Raw genomic sequence first — 16,069 nt, forward strand, 5'->3', positions numbered from 1 at the left:
TCCGGGCTCTTCGCCCGGGACCGACATTCGCCGCATGCGGCGATATCGGCCGAACCGGCGGTCAGGGGAAGAGATTGATCGGGTTGACGATGTCTGCGGCCAAAGTGAGCAGCATGTACGCCCCGCCGATGACGACCGCGACATAGGTGAGCGGCAGCAGCTTCAGATAATCGACGGGTGCGCCGGGCGCGAGGCCCTTCCGGCCGCGGAAGGTGTTGCGGATCTTCTCGTACAGCACCACGGCGATATGGCCGCCGTCGAGTGGCAGCAGGGGCAGGATATTGAACGCACCGAGGAAGAAGTTCAGGCTCGCCAGGACGAGTATGAACATATTCCAGTAGCCGCGTTCGGCGGTTTCACCGCCGATCTTGCTGGCGCCGTACACGCTGACCGGGGTATCCGCATCGCGTTCTCCGCCGGTCACCGCGTCCCACAGCGAGACCACCTTCGCCGGCATCTGGGCCAGCGATTGGAAGGTGCGGATGAACATATCCCCGGTGAACGCCGCCGACGCGGGAATTGCACCGAGAACGTCGTACTGGACCGGTTCATAGAATTCCTGGCCGACCCCGACCACGCCGACTTCCCGGCCCGGACCACCCTCGCTGGGGTAGCGCATCGTCTGCTCGGGCACGACCTCGACATCCATCGTCTGCCCGCCGCGTTCGAGGGTGTAGGTGAACGGGCCGTCCTGCTGCTGGGTGAGGGTCTGGAAGTCTTTCCACGTGTCCACGGGCTCGCCGTCGACCGCGGTCACCACGTCGCCCCGTTGCAGGCCGGCGCGCTGGGCGGGGCCCTCGCCGGTGCAGGTGCCGACGGTTCCGTCGGGATTCTGCGGCGCGACGCAGCTCATATCGCCGAGGGCGGTTTCCGGGGGCTGGTTCAGGTTGGGGAGCCCCCAGCCGACCGCCAGCACCATGATGAGGATGAATCCGAGTAGGAAGTTCATCGCGATTCCGCCGGACATCACGACAAGGCGTTTCCAGGCCGCCTGCCGGTACATGGCGCGCTCGACTTCCTCTGGTTCGAGTTCGTCGAGCGCGGTCATTCCGGCGATGTCACAGAAGCCGCCGAGCGGTAGCCATTTGACCCCGTACTCGGTTTCCCCGCGCCGGAAGGAGAAAATTTTCGGCCCGAAACCGATGTAAAACCGGCGGACCTTCATTCCGGTCGCCTGCGCGGTCCACATATGCCCGCATTCGTGCAATGCGATCGAAATCGTGATGCCGAGCGCGAACAGCACGAACCCCAACACGAACAGCATGTGGTCTACAGCCCTCCTGCGGTGCGCAGATCATTTCTCCCGGCCCGCACGGAGACCGGAGCGGCCGCGAGCACGTGTCCACAGTAACCGCCCGCGTGCCGGGCCTCGACCATCTGGGACATGGATTACCCGTGTGCCAGTGCGCGGGCGCGGTCACGAGCCCATTCGTCGGCCGCCAGGACCTCGGCGAGTTCGCCCGGTTCGGTACGCCACTGGCCGGCGTCACGGACCACCCGGGCGACGGTGCGCACGATTTCCGGGAAGCGGATCCGGCCGTCGAGAAATGCCTGTACCGCGACCTCGTTTGCCGCGTTGTACACCGCGGTGACGCAACCGCCCGCGGTCCCGGCTTCCCGGGCCAGTTCCACGGCCGGGAACACCGCATCGTCGACGGGCTCGAATGTCCAGGTGGCGGGCGTACCGAAATCGCAGGCTGTGGCCGCGCCGGGGACCCGCTCCGGCCAGCCCAGCGCCAGCGCGATCGGCAATTTCATATCCGGCGGACTGGCCTGTGCCAGCGTGGACCCGTCGGTGAAGGTGACCATGGAATGCACAATCGACTGCGGGTGCACCGTGACCTCGATGCTGTCGTAGGGAATCCCGAACAGCAGATGCGTTTCGATCAACTCCAAGCCCTTGTTCACCAGCGAGGCCGAGTTCAACGTGTTCATCGGCCCCATGGACCAGGTGGGGTGAGTTTTCGCCTCGGCGGGATTCACGCCGTCCAGCATTTCGGCGGTCCAGCCCCGGAACGGGCCGCCGGAGGCGGTGAGGACCAGCTTGGCGACTTCCTCGGCGCGACCGCCGCGCAGGCACTGGGCCAGCGCCGAATGTTCCGAATCGACCGGCACGATCTGGCCGGGTCGAGCTACCCGGGTGACCAGCGAGCCGCCGGCCACCAGCGATTCCTTGTTCGCCAGCGCCAGCGTGGCGCCCGATTCCAGCGCCGCCAGGGTCGGTTCCAGGCCCAGTGAACCGACGAGCGCATTGAGCACGACATCGGCCTCGGTATTGCGGACGAGTTCAGTTGCCGCGTTCGCGCCCGCGAACGGTACTCCCAGCCGGGCTGCGACGGCCGGGTCGGCGACGGCCACGTTGGTGGTGCCGGTGGCGGCCATCTGCGCGGCCAGCAGTTCGGTGTTCGCGCCGCCCGCAGCAAGGCCGACGATTTCGAACCGTCCGGGGTTGGCTGCGATCACCTCGAGCGCCTGGGTGCCTATGGAACCGGTGCTACCGAGCAAGAGAACTCTGCGGGGATCTGACACCCGCCCATTGTCACCGACCGTGCCCCTACTGGCTACGACGGGCAGTCGTATGCCACGATAACGGGCAGTATCCGTTCTCTCGAGGAGGAGCGATCGTGGCCGCCACGGACGTCGAACCCGCCACTGACCAGCACGTCACCACGGTGGACCCAGCTGAGGTTCCGTCGGCGGCATTTGGTTGGAGCGGCGAATCGCGCAAGACCTTCCGGGTGGCCGCGGTGGTCGTGATCATCGCGCTGCTCGGCATGCTGATCGGCAATCACTCGGGTCAGGTCGAGAACCTGTACCTGATCGGATTCGCGGCCGCCCTGGCCGGAATCCTCATCTACGACGTGATCTATCGCCGCAAACCGCGCTGAACTGCGGTTTCGCCTATGGTGCCGACCATGCCGGGTGTCCTCGGGGTGACGCCGCGGTGTCGGTTGCCGATGTAGTCCATGTCTCGGCGGCATGCCCCCGCGGCGGTACTAGACTCGGCACCGACCGGCCGGACCAGGACGAAAGTAGGCAGCCGAAAGTGACCAGCACAGTCGGATTGGGGATGCCGACCGCACCGATAGCGGTGCTCGCACCGCGGCGCAAGACCCGTCAGCTCATGGTGGGTGGTGTCGGTGTGGGCAGTGACCACCCGATCTCCGTGCAGTCGATGACGACGACCAAAACGCACGATGTGAACGCGACCCTGCAGCAGATCGCCGAACTCACGGCGTCGGGCTGCGATATCGTGCGGGTGGCGTGCCCGCGGCAGGAAGATGCCGACGCACTGCCCATCATCGCGAAGAAATCCCAGATCCCGGTGATCGCCGATATCCATTTCCAACCGCGCTATATCTTCGCTGCCATCGATGCCGGTTGCGCGGCGGTGCGAGTGAACCCGGGAAACATCAAGGAGTTCGACGGGCGCGTGAAAGAGGTCGCCAAGGCGGCCGGGGACGCCGGTATTCCGATCCGGATCGGTGTGAATGCCGGATCCCTCGATAAGCGGATGATGGACAAATACGGTAAGGCCACCCCGGAAGCACTCGTGGAGTCGGCGCTGTGGGAAGCCGGCCTGTTCGAGGAATACGGGTTCGGCGATATCAAGATCTCGGTCAAGCACAACGATCCCGTGGTGATGGTCGAGGCCTACCGGCAGCTGGCCGCGCAGAGCGACTATCCGCTGCACCTCGGTGTTACCGAGGCGGGCCCGGCCTTCCAGGGCACCGTGAAATCCGCGGTCGCGTTCGGCGCCCTGCTGAGCGAGGGGATCGGCGACACCATCCGGGTCTCGCTGTCCGCGCCACCGGCCGAGGAGGTCAAGGTCGGCGGGCAGATCCTGCAATCGCTGAATCTGCGCCCCCGAAAACTGGAGATCGTGTCCTGTCCGTCGTGCGGGCGCGCGCAGGTCGACGTGTACACCCTGGCCAACGAGGTAACCGCCGGACTCGACGGCCTCGAGGTGCCGTTGCGGGTCGCGGTCATGGGCTGCGTGGTCAACGGTCCCGGCGAGGCTCGGGAGGCCGATCTGGGTGTTGCTTCCGGCAACGGCAAGGGGCAGATCTTCGTCAAGGGCGAGGTCGTCAAGACGGTGCCCGAGGCACAGATCGTGGAAACCCTCATCGAGGAAGCCATGCGGATCGCCGAGGAGATGGGTGCGGACGCGGGCAGCGGTGAACCGGTCGTCAGCGTGGGCTGATCGGCGTGCGCTCTCGGCTCGCGGTTCCCGCGAGCCGAGCGGCGCTGCCTCGGTGACACCGCCGCGGTACACGCTTTCGGGATATCCGTATCGTATGGTCGCACTTCATGGCAGGCTGTACTAGGTGCGGAGTCTGCTGGAGCCGGCCCGGCGCGCGAAGTACGTTCCCGCGCGCCAGCTCGCCGAGCGGGACCTGGGACAGGTGCTCAGGGTGCTCGACGAGGACCCGGTGGCGGCCTGTATGGTCGCCGCCCGGCTACAGGAATACGGTCTGGACAACCGGTACGGCCAGGGCGAGTTGTGGAGCCACGGTGGACCGGCCGAGTCGTTGTGCTTCTCCGGCGTCAATCTGATGCCGTTGCGTGGTGACCGAGCGGCCATCCGCGCCTTCGCCGACCGCGCCCTGCGCTGGCCCCGGATGTGTTCATCGGTGGTGGGCCGCCGGGAGCTTGCGCTACCGCTGTGGGAGATGCTCGCCGATCACTGGGGCACGGCGCGGGAGCTGCGTGCAGACCAGCCGCTACTGGCGCTCACCGGTCCCGCGCTCGCGGCCGCCGACCCGGAGGTCCGTCAGGTACGCCCCGATGAACTGGACCGTTATCTGGCGGCCGCTATCGCCATGTTCATCGAAGAGGTGGGGGTGGATCCGCGGGCCGGTGACGGTGGTCGCGGCTACCGGCGCCGGGTCGCCGGATTGATCGGGGCCGGCCGGGCCTGGGCCCGGTTCGTCGACGGCGAGGTCGCCTACAAGGCCGAGGTGGGGTCGATGTCCCGGCGTACCGGGCAGATTCAGGGGGTATGGGTCCATCCGGAGTACCGAGGGCAGGGGCTGGGCACCGCGGGAACGGCGGCGGTTGCCGATGCGGTGGTCGCGACCGGCCGGACGGCGAGTCTGTACGTCAACGACTACAACGAGATCGCCCGTCGGGCCTACCGTGCGGTCGGGTTCCGGCAGATCGCGACCTTCGCCACGGTGCTGCTGGACTGAGCCGGGCCGATCCTGCCGGCCGAGCCCGGGCAGGATCCGGTGCGCCGCAAGTGAACACCGGGCCCCGATCGCTACGATCGGGCTCGATGACGATCCGTCTGGTACTCGTATTCGCGGTCACGGTGCTCGCTTTCGCCACGACTGCCTGCCTCGGGGGGTCCTCGGGACCCATCACCGCGGCCGATGGTTTCCTGGAGGCCTTCGCGGCCCACGACCTCGACCGAGCCGCCGCCCGCACGACCCGTCCCGAGAAGGCCGGGCTCGCACTCGTCTCCGTCTGGTCCGAACTGGGCGCCGAGGAGTTGCGTGCCCACTCCGGTGCGGCCCGGATCTCCGGTGACACCGCTACCGTCGACTACACCTATGAATGGCGGCTGGCCGGTGGGCGCGACTGGTCCTATACCGGGCAGTTGCCGCTGGTGCGCAGCGGTGGAGGCTGGACGGTGCGGTGGAGCGGTTCTGCTTTGCATCCCCGGCTCGGTGACACCCAGACCATGGCATTGTCGGTGCGCCAGGCGCCGGGTGCCCGGGTGAACGAGCAGTCCGGTAGTGATGTACTGATACCCGGCACGGTCTCGCGGGTGACCTTCGACGCTGCCGAAAGCGCGGAACCGCAGCAAGTGGCGGCGACGGTCTCGCGGGCGCTGATCGGTATCGACGAGCGGCTGACCCCGCAGCGCATCCTGGATTCCGCCCGCGCCGCCGACGGCAGCTACACGGTGATCGTGCTGAACGAAACCGAGTTCGGCCGCGCCGGACCGCAGCTCATCGGCCTGCCCGGGGTCCGGGTCACGCAGGAATGGGATCTGATCCCGGCGGATCGTAAGTTCGCTCCTGATCTGATGGCCCAGGTTCGCCAGGCCGTGATCGACGATGTGCACGGCCGGGCCGGCTGGCGCGTGGTCGCCCGGAACGAAGGTGGCGCGGAAACCGGCGTGCTGCACGAGGTGGCGGCGCAGCCTGCGCCGTCGTTCACGTTGAGCGTGGACCGGTGGGTACAGGACGCCGCCCAGCGGGCGGTCGACGGGCGCCGGGAACAGTCCATGATGGTGGTGATCGAACCGTCTACGGGGGGCATTCTCGCGGTCGCGCAGAACGCCGCCGCCGACCGTGACGGCCCGGTGGCCACCATCGGTCAGTATCCGCCCGGATCGGTGTTCAAAACGGTGACCGCCGCGGCCGCGATCGCCGGCGGCTCGGCCACGCCGGACACCGTTGTGGCGTGCCCGAGCGCAATCACCATCGGTGAGCGCCTGATTCCCAACTACAACGGTTTCACGGTCGGGAATGTCGCATTGTCGACCGCCTATGCGCGCTCGTGTAATACATCGTTCGCGAAATTGGCCAGTGAATTGCCGGCCACCGCGCTTTCAGAAGCGGCGGCGGCTTTCGGGATCGGCCCGGATTATGTGATTCCCGGTTTACCGACCTTCTCCGGTTCCGTACCCGTTTCCGAAGATCGCATACAGCGAACCGAGGACGGAATCGGGCAGGGCCGGGTTGTGGTCAGTCCCTTCGGCATGGCATTGCTGGCCGCGGCGATCGCGCACGGCAGCGCGCCGACACCGTATCTGATCGCCGGCCGCGAGACCGTGGTCGACGGGCCGCGGCCGGTACCGGATCCGGCGGTCGTGCGCGGGCTTCGGGCGATGATGCGTGAGGTCGTGCTGACCGGAACTGCCGACCGGATCGCCGACCAGGGGGCGGTATTCGGCAAGACCGGCGAGGCGGAGGTGGCCGGCGGTTCACATTCCTGGTTCGTCGGCTACCGAGGTGATCTCGCATTTGCGACGCTGCTGGTCAAGGGCGGTAGTTCCGATAACGCCGTCGCGGCGACCCGCGATATGCTGGCGGCTCTCCCCGATGGCTACTGATGCCGTGGCCGGGTAGGTTACACCCGGCCGCATGCGCTGTGATCCGATCACGGGCCGGTGGCGACGTCTCCGGTGACGGTCGCATATCGGTGACCGGTATCGGTATCCACCGGATCGCTGACCCGTGCGGGCGCGACAACCGAAACGGCCCGGTCGGAGACGGGGGCCGACGCGGCGGTATCGGTGCCGAGGATTTCGACCACCCCGGTGCCGCCGAGAATCAGTCCGGCGGTGACGAGAGCAACGGTGGAACGCTTCATATCGGGCTCCCTCCGATTCAGAGGTTCGACAGCTGTCGAGCTCGGGTCGCACGTGGGCGACCCAGCTCCGCATAAGAGTTTTCTGAAGGTTTGCTGCTCAGGTCAACCTAAGCCGGAATGCCGCATCGAGACAAGATGGAAAGCTGCGGAAAATCGGCGATGGGCAAATCGTGACCCGCGCCTGGATATTCGTGACGTTTTCGTAACGCTCAGTTCAGGTCTTCTGCAAACTCGCGGCGAGATGATCCTGTAGGGGGAGACCCACGGCGCCCATCTGCAATGTGTAGTCGATGACGTCGCCGTGCATATGAATGGTCCGGCTGAGCGCGGTCACCGTTTTGGCGGTACTGCTCAGGCCGATCGCGGTGGACTCGAGCTCCAGGCGGATCTCCGCGTCGGCAAGGGTGAGTTTGCCCTCGGAGATCTCGGTGATACCGGTGGGGTGGGACAGGATGAGTTCCACCCGGTCCGGCCCCGGGCAGCGCAGGTAACCGGTCTCTACATGCAGGGGACGGTTGTCGTCGGCATGCCGGGTGCGCTGCCGGTAGGTCAGGAAAGGGCGGCCGAGATGGCCGAAGGTGATCTCCTCCAGATAACCGAACGGCTCGATGGTGGGATAGTCGCCCCGCCCGGCGCCGCGCCAGGTCCCGAGGAGGCCGGCCAGCGGCGCGATAGCGGGATGCGGGGCGGAAGGTGTTTGCGGTTCGGCCACGGCGCACAAGAATAGCCCCTCAGCGGCCGATCGGATACATCCGATCGGCTCCTCAGCGTGCCGCCCGGGAGGTTTCCGGTGGATGTTACTTGTTCTTGCGGCGGCCGAAGGGCCAGAACGAGCGGGTGCGGCGCCTCGGCAGCGCCGCGTAGACCATGGTCATCTCGGCGAAAACACCCGCTTCCCGCTCTCGGTCGTCACCGAAATCGTCGCGACCCAGAATCTGGGTGATCGACCCCGGGGCGATGGTCGCCAGCGCGTCCAGCAGTGCCGGGTTGAGGGCGCCGATCGAGATCCGGGTGATATCGGCGTCCTCGGAGCCCGGACCGCCGTGGCCGAGCAGCATATGGCCGATGGCGTGCAGCACGATGTGGTCGGCGTTCCGGCCGGATGCCGAGGCGTCGTAGACGATGATGTCGTCGTGCTTACGCGCGATCCACAGTCCGTTGCCGCTGCACCCCAGTTCGCCCAGTGCCGAGCGATGTGCCGGCTGCAACGAGATCGGCCGCTTGCGATATGCGGCCACTTCGGCGAGGTAGGTGTTGAGATCCCACGGGCTGGGGAGGGGCACCGACCCAGCCGCATCGCCGAATCTGGCGTCCATGCTTGTCATCGGCGAATACGTTACCGATCGCGCGCGCGCTCGTCACTTCAGCGATTTCCGGCCCGTGCTGCGCCGCCGGCCGACCGAGGTTACCGGATATCGACCTCGGGCCCCAGGGGTTTCACGTTGTGCGGTTTGTTCCACAACGCCGTCAGCGCCCACAGCACAACCCCCACCGCGAGCAGAATCCCGGCGATCACATACTGCTGTGGATTGCGATCGGTGAACGGTGTGGCCAGATAGGCGCAGCACACCGCGCCGAGTACCGGAAGTGGTGTCGGGGTACGGAAGTGCCCGTGGCCGACCCGGTCGCGCCGCAACACCAGGACTGCGACATTGACGATGGTGAAGACCATGAGCAGCAGCAGGGCTGTGGTGCCGCCGAGCTCGGGGACCTCGCCGACCAGCAGCAGCAGTCCGAGCGCCACCAGGGTGGTGAAGATGATCGCGATATGCGGGGTGCGGCGGGTCGGATGCACCCGGCCGAGCGAACGGGGTACGACCTTGTGCTTGGCCATACCGTAGAGCAGGCGGCTGGCCATCAGCATGTTGATCAGCGCCGAATTGGCGACCGCGAACATGGTGATGAAGGCGAAGATCTGGGTGGGGAATCCGGGAGCACCGATCTCCACCACTTTCAAAAGCGGCGTATCGCCCTCGACGAGTTCGTCCGGCGGCACCAGGGCCACCGCCGTGATCGACACCAGTACGTAGATGGCGCCGGTGATCAACAGGCCGGTGAGCAGGATCTTCGGGAAGATCCGGCTCGGTTCCTCGGTCTCCTCGGCCATGTTCACCGAATCCTCGAAGCCGACCATGGCGAAGAAGGCCAGGGTGGTTGCGGCGATCACCCCACCGAACACGGAACGGTCGCCGGTGTCGAATTCGACGATCCGCCCGAAGTCGCCGTTGCCGAAACCCAGCGCCCACAGTCCGATACAGATCACGATCAGCAGACCCGAGAGCTCCACACAGGTGAGTAGGACATTCGCCTTCACGCTCTCGCTGACCCCGCGCAGGTTGACGGCCGCGACCAGGGCGATGAAGGCGAGCGCGATGAGGGTGAGGACCAGACCGTTCGCACTGTCGAATTCGAAGGCCTCGGCGAAATTCGCCGCGAACGCCTTGGCGGCAGTGGCGGCCGAGGTGATCCCGGAGCTCATCACGGCGAAAGTCACCATGAAGGTCAGGAAATGGATGCCGAACGCCTTGTGCGTATACAGGGCGGCACCCGCGGCCTGCGGGTATTTGGTGACCAGTTCCAGGTAGCTGAATCCGGTGATCATGGCGACCCCGAAGGCGACCAGGAACGGTACCCAGACCGCGCCGCCGACCTCGCCGGCGACGCGGCCGGTCAGGGCGTAGATGCCGGTGCCGAGAATATCGCCCACGATGAACAGCAACAGCAGCCAGGGGCCGATGACACGCTTCAGTTCGGGCTGCTGCTCCGGACCGGTCCGGGCGGTGACGTCTGCCAAGGTCGTCTCGCTCCCGCAGTGACCGGTATGCGCCGGTGATCGGACAGATGCGCCTTGTATACCCGTTCACCAGGTCCGCAATGCCCGTACTGCGCCGATTCGTGCGAAATACGGTTCAGCTCATGGATTCGGCGGCCTCGGCGATCATCACCGCAGAGTCCCGGGGGCTCAGTGCCATGGCGCGCAGCTGGTCGAACATGACACCGAAGCGGCGGATCTCGGAATGGCCTTCGATCAATGCATCACCGGAAATGCCCTCGACATAGACCAATTCAGGGTCGGTGGGGTCCGGGAAGTCCAGAATCGTGAAGGAACCGGCCATACCCGGGTGGGCTCCCGCATCGAACGGCAGGATCTGCAGGATCACGTTCTTGCGTTTGATCGCCTCGCCCAGTCGTCGCAACTGGCCGCTCATGACCTCTGGACCGCCGACGACGCGGCGGATGGCGGCTTCGTCCAGCACGACCCACAGTTCGAGTGGTTCGTCCTTGGCGAGCACCGCCGCCCGGTCCATTCTGGCCCGCGCTCGGCGTTCCAGGTCGGAGGCCTCCAGTTTCGGCATGTAGGTGTCGATCACCGCCATGGCGTACTGCTCGGTTTGCAGCAGTCCCGGCATGAACGAGGTCTGGTAGTGCCGGGCCGAGAGCGCCACCGATTCGAAATTGATGTACGCGGCATAGACCTCGGAGAGGCTGGCCTCGTAAGGCCGCGACATTCCCGGCTTCTGTGCGTCGGACAGTAGTTCCAGTGCGTCCTGGCGCCGCTCCGCGTCGATACCGTAGAGGTCCAGCATCGTCATCAGCGTGCGGCGCTGCGGACGTGCCTGGGCGGTTTCGATCCGGTACAGGGTGGTCACGTTGATTCCGGTGCGGGCGCTGACCTCCTCTTTGCTGAGCTCGGCGTCCTCGCGCATCTCCAGCAACAACACCGAGAGCCGGCGCAACCCCGCCGTGAGGACGGTGCGTTTGCCTGCCATGTCATCCCTTTCGGCCAGCGCTACATGCGATGGGCGGTGCCCCCCTGGTTCGCGGCGGCCGCACGCCCTGTGGTGCCACCATAACGAGCGACCGGAACCGATGTGATCGGCAGTGTCGTATGGGGGGTGCCGGGCGAAGTTCCGAGCCCGCCGGTGCCGCGTGAGTGATCGCGCATCCGGCGCGGAACCGGCTGCCGGTGGCGGGGCCGCGGTTCGGTGGAGAGTTGCCGGCGTGGCACTTCGGTCGTTCGCGATCCGCGGTCGTGGCCGAGGCCTGCGGCATTGCTACCGGGTCGACCGCTGCACCGGCGGCTCCGGAATGTGGTTCTCCGCCAGGACCGGTTCCGATCGACGGTCGGTAAGGGTAGTTCGTCCGGTCGGTAGGCGAGGCTGTAATCCGTCGAGAGCGGACAACTTATGGTGAATATGGCAAATATATGGCAATCTTTCACGTGTGTGCGGGAGAGTCTCTGCGCGAATCCGTAACGCCGGACTGTGTATGCGTGAAACGTCGTGGCGACGGGCGTGGTTCGGGGGGCCCTCGGTACCGGTTGCCACCGTCGGGGGCCTGCATACGGGCACCATAGGGGTAGGTACGGCGCCGGAGTGTGGTGCGGATAGATCTCGGCACGGTTGCGATGTGGTCGCGTAACGCGTTGTCCCGGCGGTGATCGCGGGGCCGGCGGCTATTGTTCGGCGCGCCGGGAATTCGGGCCGCCGGCGGGAACGAGCTTGGCGGGTAAGCGTTTTCGGTGGGACCGCGGTGAGGCTCCGTGAAGGGGATCGTTAGGCTTGCGCACAACGCTGTTCGCAACATTGCATACCGAAGTCTTGTGTTCTTGCATCTGTAAGAGCATGATCCAGCTAGCCTTGTTGTGAACAACGATCCGATGTCCGGGATTACCGAATCGAGAGTCGATCATGTTGGTACAGAGTGTGATGGTGCCGGGTGAGTCCGAGGGGTGCAGATGAGTGCGCCCACACTTGGGACCCTGCCGACAGCGCCACAGTTGCTGTGCGCTTTTCAAGGACGGCGGGCCCAGGACCGGGTGCTGCTACGTTTCGCACATGCGCTCGTCGAACTGCACAAGCGTCGGGCACATGTCCGGGATCTGGCCGAGATTGCCGAAATCGACGGCCGCCGAAGCGAACTCGTGAACGATATCAACGACTGGATCATCCGCAAGATGCCGCAGCATCGCCACGGAGCCTCGCTGCACACCGAAAGTCTGGGCGCGGTGATCGATCGCATGGCGCACAGCTGGGTCGCGGCGAATCAGGCCATCGAAGCCGACGGCGTGCGCAGTGACCGCACCCACCGGCACTGGTACCACCTGGCGGAACTCGTTGACGGGTACACGGATTTGATCGCCGAGGTGGCCGGTGGCCGCCGCCGGTTACCGGTGCAGTAGCAGGGCGCCGCGGATCTCCCGGCTGTCCAGTCCGATGAACGCGAAATCCCTCGCGGTGGGTCCGGGAACCGCCGCGAAATGTCGAATGGCCTAGACCCAGCGGTGAGTCGGTGGCGAATACTCGGTTAACCGGGTGGTGTAGGTCAATTGGAGGTAGGTTCTGCCATGATTCACACGAATGGCGTCGCAACCGTATCGGCGCCGGAAGACCTCCGTACCGAGGTGCGGGCGCCGGTCGGCGTGGCGCTGTCGAAGGTCTATCGGGTACGCGCCGAAATCGACACGATGCTCGACGAGCTACGCCCCGGCGACCGGGTGCCCGCCGAACGCGAACTGGCGGGACGGTTCGGCGTCGCGCGCGAAACCGTCCGGCATGCCCTTCGCGACCTCGCCGTCGAAGGCCGTATCCGCAGACAGGGCCGCGGCACGGTGCTGGCCCGGCCGAAGGTCGTCCGGCCACTGGCCCCCGAATCCGCCGGCGAAGAAGCCGCCGGGGTGGTGCGCCGGTTGTTGTCCTGGGAGGACGGCATCGCCGACGCCGAGGTCGCGCGTGATCTCGACCTGCCGCCGCGAACCCCCATCATGACCCTCGAACGTCTGCTTTTCGCCGACGGCGACCCGATCGCGCTGGAACGTATCGACCTGTCGCTGGACAGGTTCGGCTGGTTGCGCGCGGCATTCGACCCGCTGGGTTCGCTCGCCACGACCATCGGCGATTCGGGCGTGGAATACGCGGGTGCCACCGAGCGGATCGAAACCGTCCTCGCCGCGCCCAGGGAGGCCGGGTTGCTCCGGTGCCGTCCGGCGGTGCCGTTGTTCCGGGTGGTCCGGCGCGGTATCGACACGCAGGGCCGGCCCATCGAACGGGTGGCCGCGCTCTACCGCGGTGACCGGGTCGCCTTCGAGGTCCGTACGGGTGGCCGGGGTCGCTGAGCGGAGGCTCTCGCGGCTGTTGCGGTGTACGGCCGGGAACGTTCCCGGCGACCTCTCGGCCGGCGCCTACTACTCTTGAACCATGTCCGTGCGTACCCGTCAGCCGCTGCTCCCTGGAACCCCCACCCCGATTCGTGAGGTTCCCCGCGCCATCGAACGCCCGGAGTATGTGTGGAAGGAAACCGCCCGCGAAGGCTCCGAACCGTGGGTGCAGACGCCCGAGACCATCGAGAAGATGCGTATTGCCGGCAAGATCGCGGCCCAGGCTCTGGCCGAGGCGGGTAAAGCGGTCGCGCCGGGGGTCACCACGGATGAGCTGGACCGGATCGCGCACGAGTACATGTGCGACCATGGGGCCTATCCCTCCACGCTCGGTTACAAGGCGTTCCCCAAGTCGTGCTGTACCTCGCTCAACGAGGTGATCTGCCACGGAATCCCCGACAGCACTGTGGTCGAGGACGGTGACATCGTCAATATCGATGTCACCGCCTATATCCACGGGGTGCACGGCGATACCAATGCGACCTTCCTCGCCGGTGAGGTGGACGAGGAGGTGAAACTCCTGGTGGAGCGCACCGAAGAAGCCACCAGGCGGGCGATCAAGGCGGTGCGTCCGGGCCGGGCGCTCAATGTGATCGGCCGGGTGATCGAGTCCTATGCCAACCGCTTCGGCTACGGCGTGGTCCGCGATTTCACCGGGCACGGGGTCGGGCCCACCTTCCACAGCGGCCTGGTGATCCTGCACTACGACCAGCCCGCCGTGGACTCCGTCATCGAACCCGGGATGACCTTCACCATCGAACCGATGATCAACCTGGGCGGTATCGAGTACGAGATCTGGGACGACGGCTGGACCGTCGTCACCAAAGACCGTAAGTGGACGGCGCAGTTCGAGCACACCCTGGTCGTCACCGACACCGGAGCCGAAATCCTGACGCTGCCGTGAGCGTCCCCGGCGGGGCGCTGCTGGTCGCCGGGACCACCTCCGACGCCGGTAAGAGCGTGCTGGTCGCCGGGATCTGCCGGATGCTGCGACGCCGTGGGGTGCGGGTGGCGCCGTTCAAGGCCCAGAACATGTCGAACAATTCCGTCGTCACCCTGGACGGCGGCGAGATCGGCCGGGCCCAGGCGTTGCAGGCGCAGGCCTGCGGGCTCGAACCGAGCGTGCGATTCAATCCGGTCCTGCTGAAACCCGGAAGCGACCGGCGGTCGCAACTGGTGGTGCGCGGACAGGTCACCGATACCGTGAGTGCCGCCGATTACATTGCTCATCGCACCCGGCTGCGCGCGGTGGTGGCCACCGAACTCGCGGCGCTGCGGGCGGAATTCGATGTGGTGATCTGCGAAGGAGCGGGATCGCCGGCCGAGATCAATCTGCGGGCCACCGATCTGGCGAATATGGGTCTGGCGCGGGCGGCCGGGCTGCCCGTGCTGGTAGTCGGCGATATCGACCGCGGCGGTGTGCTGGCACATCTGTTCGGCACCCTGGCCGTCCTCGAACCCGAGGATCAGCGGCTGATCGCCGGTTTCGTGATCAACAAGTTCCGCGGCGACGTGGATCTGCTACGCCCCGGTCTGGAACAGCTGGATGCCCTGACGGGCCGGCCCACGCTCGGCGTGCTGCCGTACCGGGAGGATCTCTGGCTCGATGCCGAGGATTCGCTGGGCAGCGTATCCGGGGCGCAGATCGGTCGTCCCGGGCCGGCTGTCGGTGGTGAATGGCTCAGCGTGGCCGCGGTCCGGCTGCCCCGGATCTCCAACTCGACCGATGTGGAAGCGCTGGCCTGCGAACCGGGGGTCGCGGTCCGCTGGGTGACCGAAGTGTCCCAGCTCGTGGCGGCCGATCTTGTGGTCGTGCCCGGGAGCAAAGCCACCGTCGATGATCTGGACTGGTTGCGGCGCACCGGGATTGCCGAGGAACTGCGGCGGCGTGCGGCCGCCGGCCGCCCGGTACTCGGAATCTGCGGCGGCTATCAGATGCTCGGGAACCGCATCATCGATCCGGTGGAATCCGGGGCCGGTACGGTCGCCGGGCTGGGCCTGCTGGATATGGACATCGAGTTCGCGCCCGAGAAGGTACTGTGCCGGACCGCCGCAGTGGGTGCGCCGATGCCGCGGGGCGCGGAACCGGTGGGTACGACGGGGGTTGCTGCGACCGGTTATGAAATCCACCACGGCCGTATCCGGCGTACCGCCGAGACTCCGTGGCTGCACGTCACCGGCCGGACCTCCCCGGGCGATGTGCCCGGCGGCGCGGGCAGTGAACTCGCCGGCGAGCCGTCGGCCGAGGGTGTCGTGCGCGGCGCGGTATGGGGCACCCATCTGCACGGTCTCCTCGAATCCGACGAATTCCGCCGGGCCTGGCTGACCCGGGTCGCGCGGGCGGCCGGACGGACCGGTTTTCTTGTCGCGCCCGGGACGCGGGTGGCCGCGGTGCGCGCGGCGCAGCTCGATCTCCTCGCCGACCTGGTCGCCGAAAACCTTGATATCTCCCGGTTGGAGCGGCTCCTGGCGGAGGGGGTGCCGGCCGGTCTGCCGGTTGTCGAATCCGCGGTGGGCGCGCTCTCGCCAATGGGCTGATCCCCTGCGGTGTACGGCCTGAGATCTCTGTGAGATTACGCATCACGA

General features: G+C 66.6%; 15 protein-coding genes. 8 read left to right on the forward strand and 7 right to left on the reverse strand.

From position 1 onward, the window contains the following. Window positions 1–61 precede the first annotated feature (61 nt). Together NS6_RS16230 and dxr are read right to left on the reverse strand one after the other, a co-directional pair. The gene (locus NS6_RS16230) at window positions 62–1,264 is read right to left on the reverse strand and encodes a M50 family metallopeptidase (protein WP_068042677.1); all 1,203 of its coding nucleotides are present in this window, start codon (window positions 1,262–1,264) and stop codon (window positions 62–64) included. A 125-nt stretch (window positions 1,265–1,389) separates the two neighbouring features. Next, entirely contained in the window at window positions 1,390–2,529 is a 1,140-nt protein-coding gene (gene dxr / locus NS6_RS16235; protein ID WP_068042678.1) for a 1-deoxy-D-xylulose-5-phosphate reductoisomerase, read from the reverse strand. A 95-nt stretch (window positions 2,530–2,624) separates the two neighbouring features. Here dxr and NS6_RS16240 point away from each other — a divergent pair, with 95 nt between their 5' ends. From NS6_RS16240 to NS6_RS16255, 4 genes are all read left to right on the forward strand, one after another. Then, window positions 2,625–2,888 (forward strand): DUF2631 domain-containing protein, encoded by a 264-nt coding sequence (locus tag NS6_RS16240; protein WP_068042680.1) that lies wholly within the window; start codon window positions 2,625–2,627, stop codon window positions 2,886–2,888. A 158-nt stretch (window positions 2,889–3,046) separates the two neighbouring features. Further along, the gene (gene ispG, locus NS6_RS16245) at window positions 3,047–4,204 is read left to right on the forward strand and encodes a flavodoxin-dependent (E)-4-hydroxy-3-methylbut-2-enyl-diphosphate synthase (RefSeq protein WP_068042683.1); all 1,158 of its coding nucleotides are present in this window, start codon (window positions 3,047–3,049) and stop codon (window positions 4,202–4,204) included. Window positions 4,205–4,328: 124 nt separating this feature from the next. Next, window positions 4,329–5,192 carry a GNAT family N-acetyltransferase gene (locus tag NS6_RS16250; protein ID WP_084471103.1) on the forward strand — a complete coding sequence of 288 codons (864 nt, stop codon included), beginning with the start codon at window positions 4,329–4,331 and terminating at the stop codon, window positions 5,190–5,192. 86 nt (window positions 5,193–5,278) lie between these two features. Further along, a complete protein-coding gene (locus tag NS6_RS16255; protein ID WP_068042685.1) occupies window positions 5,279–7,066 on the forward strand; it encodes a penicillin-binding transpeptidase domain-containing protein in 1,788 nt (595 codons plus the stop codon). A gap of 47 nt (window positions 7,067–7,113) precedes the next feature. Here NS6_RS16255 and NS6_RS16260 read toward each other — a convergent pair whose 3' ends face one another. The 5 genes from NS6_RS16260 to NS6_RS16280 form a co-directional block, all read right to left on the reverse strand. Continuing rightward, on the reverse strand, window positions 7,114–7,326 hold the full coding sequence (locus NS6_RS16260; RefSeq protein ID WP_068042687.1) for a hypothetical protein: 213 nt from the start codon (window positions 7,324–7,326) through the stop codon (window positions 7,114–7,116). Window positions 7,327–7,540: 214 nt separating this feature from the next. Continuing rightward, window positions 7,541–8,038, reverse strand: coding sequence for a peroxynitrite isomerase (locus NS6_RS16265; protein ID WP_068042689.1), 498 nt, complete (start codon window positions 8,036–8,038; stop codon window positions 7,541–7,543). An 85-nt stretch (window positions 8,039–8,123) separates the two neighbouring features. Continuing rightward, a complete protein-coding gene (locus NS6_RS16270; protein ID WP_068042690.1) occupies window positions 8,124–8,651 on the reverse strand; it encodes a hypothetical protein in 528 nt (175 codons plus the stop codon). A gap of 80 nt (window positions 8,652–8,731) precedes the next feature. After that, window positions 8,732–10,120, reverse strand: a complete 1,389-nt coding sequence (locus tag NS6_RS16275) for an APC family permease (RefSeq protein WP_068042692.1) — start codon at window positions 10,118–10,120, stop codon at window positions 8,732–8,734. Window positions 10,121–10,235: 115 nt separating this feature from the next. Then, window positions 10,236–11,096, reverse strand: a complete 861-nt coding sequence (locus tag NS6_RS16280; protein WP_068042694.1) for a helix-turn-helix domain-containing protein — start codon at window positions 11,094–11,096, stop codon at window positions 10,236–10,238. Window positions 11,097–12,148: 1,052 nt separating this feature from the next. Between NS6_RS16280 and NS6_RS16290 the strand changes: the two genes are divergently transcribed. The 4 genes from NS6_RS16290 to NS6_RS16305 all read left to right on the forward strand — a co-directional run bounded on the left by NS6_RS16290 (window position 12,149) and on the right by NS6_RS16305 (window position 16,021). Beyond that, on the forward strand, window positions 12,149–12,508 hold the full coding sequence (locus tag NS6_RS16290) for a DUF4254 domain-containing protein (RefSeq protein WP_068042761.1): 360 nt from the start codon (window positions 12,149–12,151) through the stop codon (window positions 12,506–12,508). Window positions 12,509–12,673: 165 nt separating this feature from the next. Further along, entirely contained in the window at window positions 12,674–13,441 is a 768-nt protein-coding gene (locus tag NS6_RS16295; protein ID WP_084471105.1) for a GntR family transcriptional regulator, read from the forward strand. Between the two features lie 82 nt (window positions 13,442–13,523). Then, a complete protein-coding gene (gene map, locus NS6_RS16300; protein WP_068042699.1) occupies window positions 13,524–14,387 on the forward strand; it encodes a type I methionyl aminopeptidase in 864 nt (287 codons plus the stop codon). Beyond that, window positions 14,384–16,021, forward strand: a complete 1,638-nt coding sequence (locus tag NS6_RS16305) for a cobyric acid synthase (RefSeq protein WP_068042701.1) — start codon at window positions 14,384–14,386, stop codon at window positions 16,019–16,021. The genes map and NS6_RS16305 overlap by 4 nt, the downstream gene beginning before the upstream one ends. Window positions 16,022–16,069: the final 48 nt, after the last annotated feature.

The sequence above is a fragment of the Nocardia speluncae NBRC 108251 genome, assembly GCF_001613245.1.
Lineage (GTDB): Bacteria > Actinomycetota > Actinomycetes > Mycobacteriales > Mycobacteriaceae > Nocardia > Nocardia speluncae.

Bases quoted from the DNA above. Each gene is read 5' to 3' on its own strand.
- NS6_RS16230 (WP_068042677.1), bottom strand. From the start codon at position 1,264: ATGCTGTTCGTGTTGGGGTTCGTGCTGTTCGCGCTCGGCATCACGATT.
- NS6_RS16255 (WP_068042685.1), top strand. From the start codon at position 5,279: ATGACGATCCGTCTGGTACTCGTATTCGCGGTCACGGTGCTCGCTTTC.
- NS6_RS16260 (WP_068042687.1), bottom strand. From the start codon at position 7,326: ATGAAGCGTTCCACCGTTGCTCTCGTCACCGCCGGACTGATTCTCGGC.
- NS6_RS16270 (WP_068042690.1), bottom strand. From the start codon at position 8,651: ATGACAAGCATGGACGCCAGATTCGGCGATGCGGCTGGGTCGGTGCCC.
- NS6_RS16280 (WP_068042694.1), bottom strand. From the start codon at position 11,096: ATGGCAGGCAAACGCACCGTCCTCACGGCGGGGTTGCGCCGGCTCTCG.
- NS6_RS16295 (WP_084471105.1), top strand. From the start codon at position 12,674: ATGATTCACACGAATGGCGTCGCAACCGTATCGGCGCCGGAAGACCTC.
- map (WP_068042699.1), top strand. From the start codon at position 13,524: ATGTCCGTGCGTACCCGTCAGCCGCTGCTCCCTGGAACCCCCACCCCG.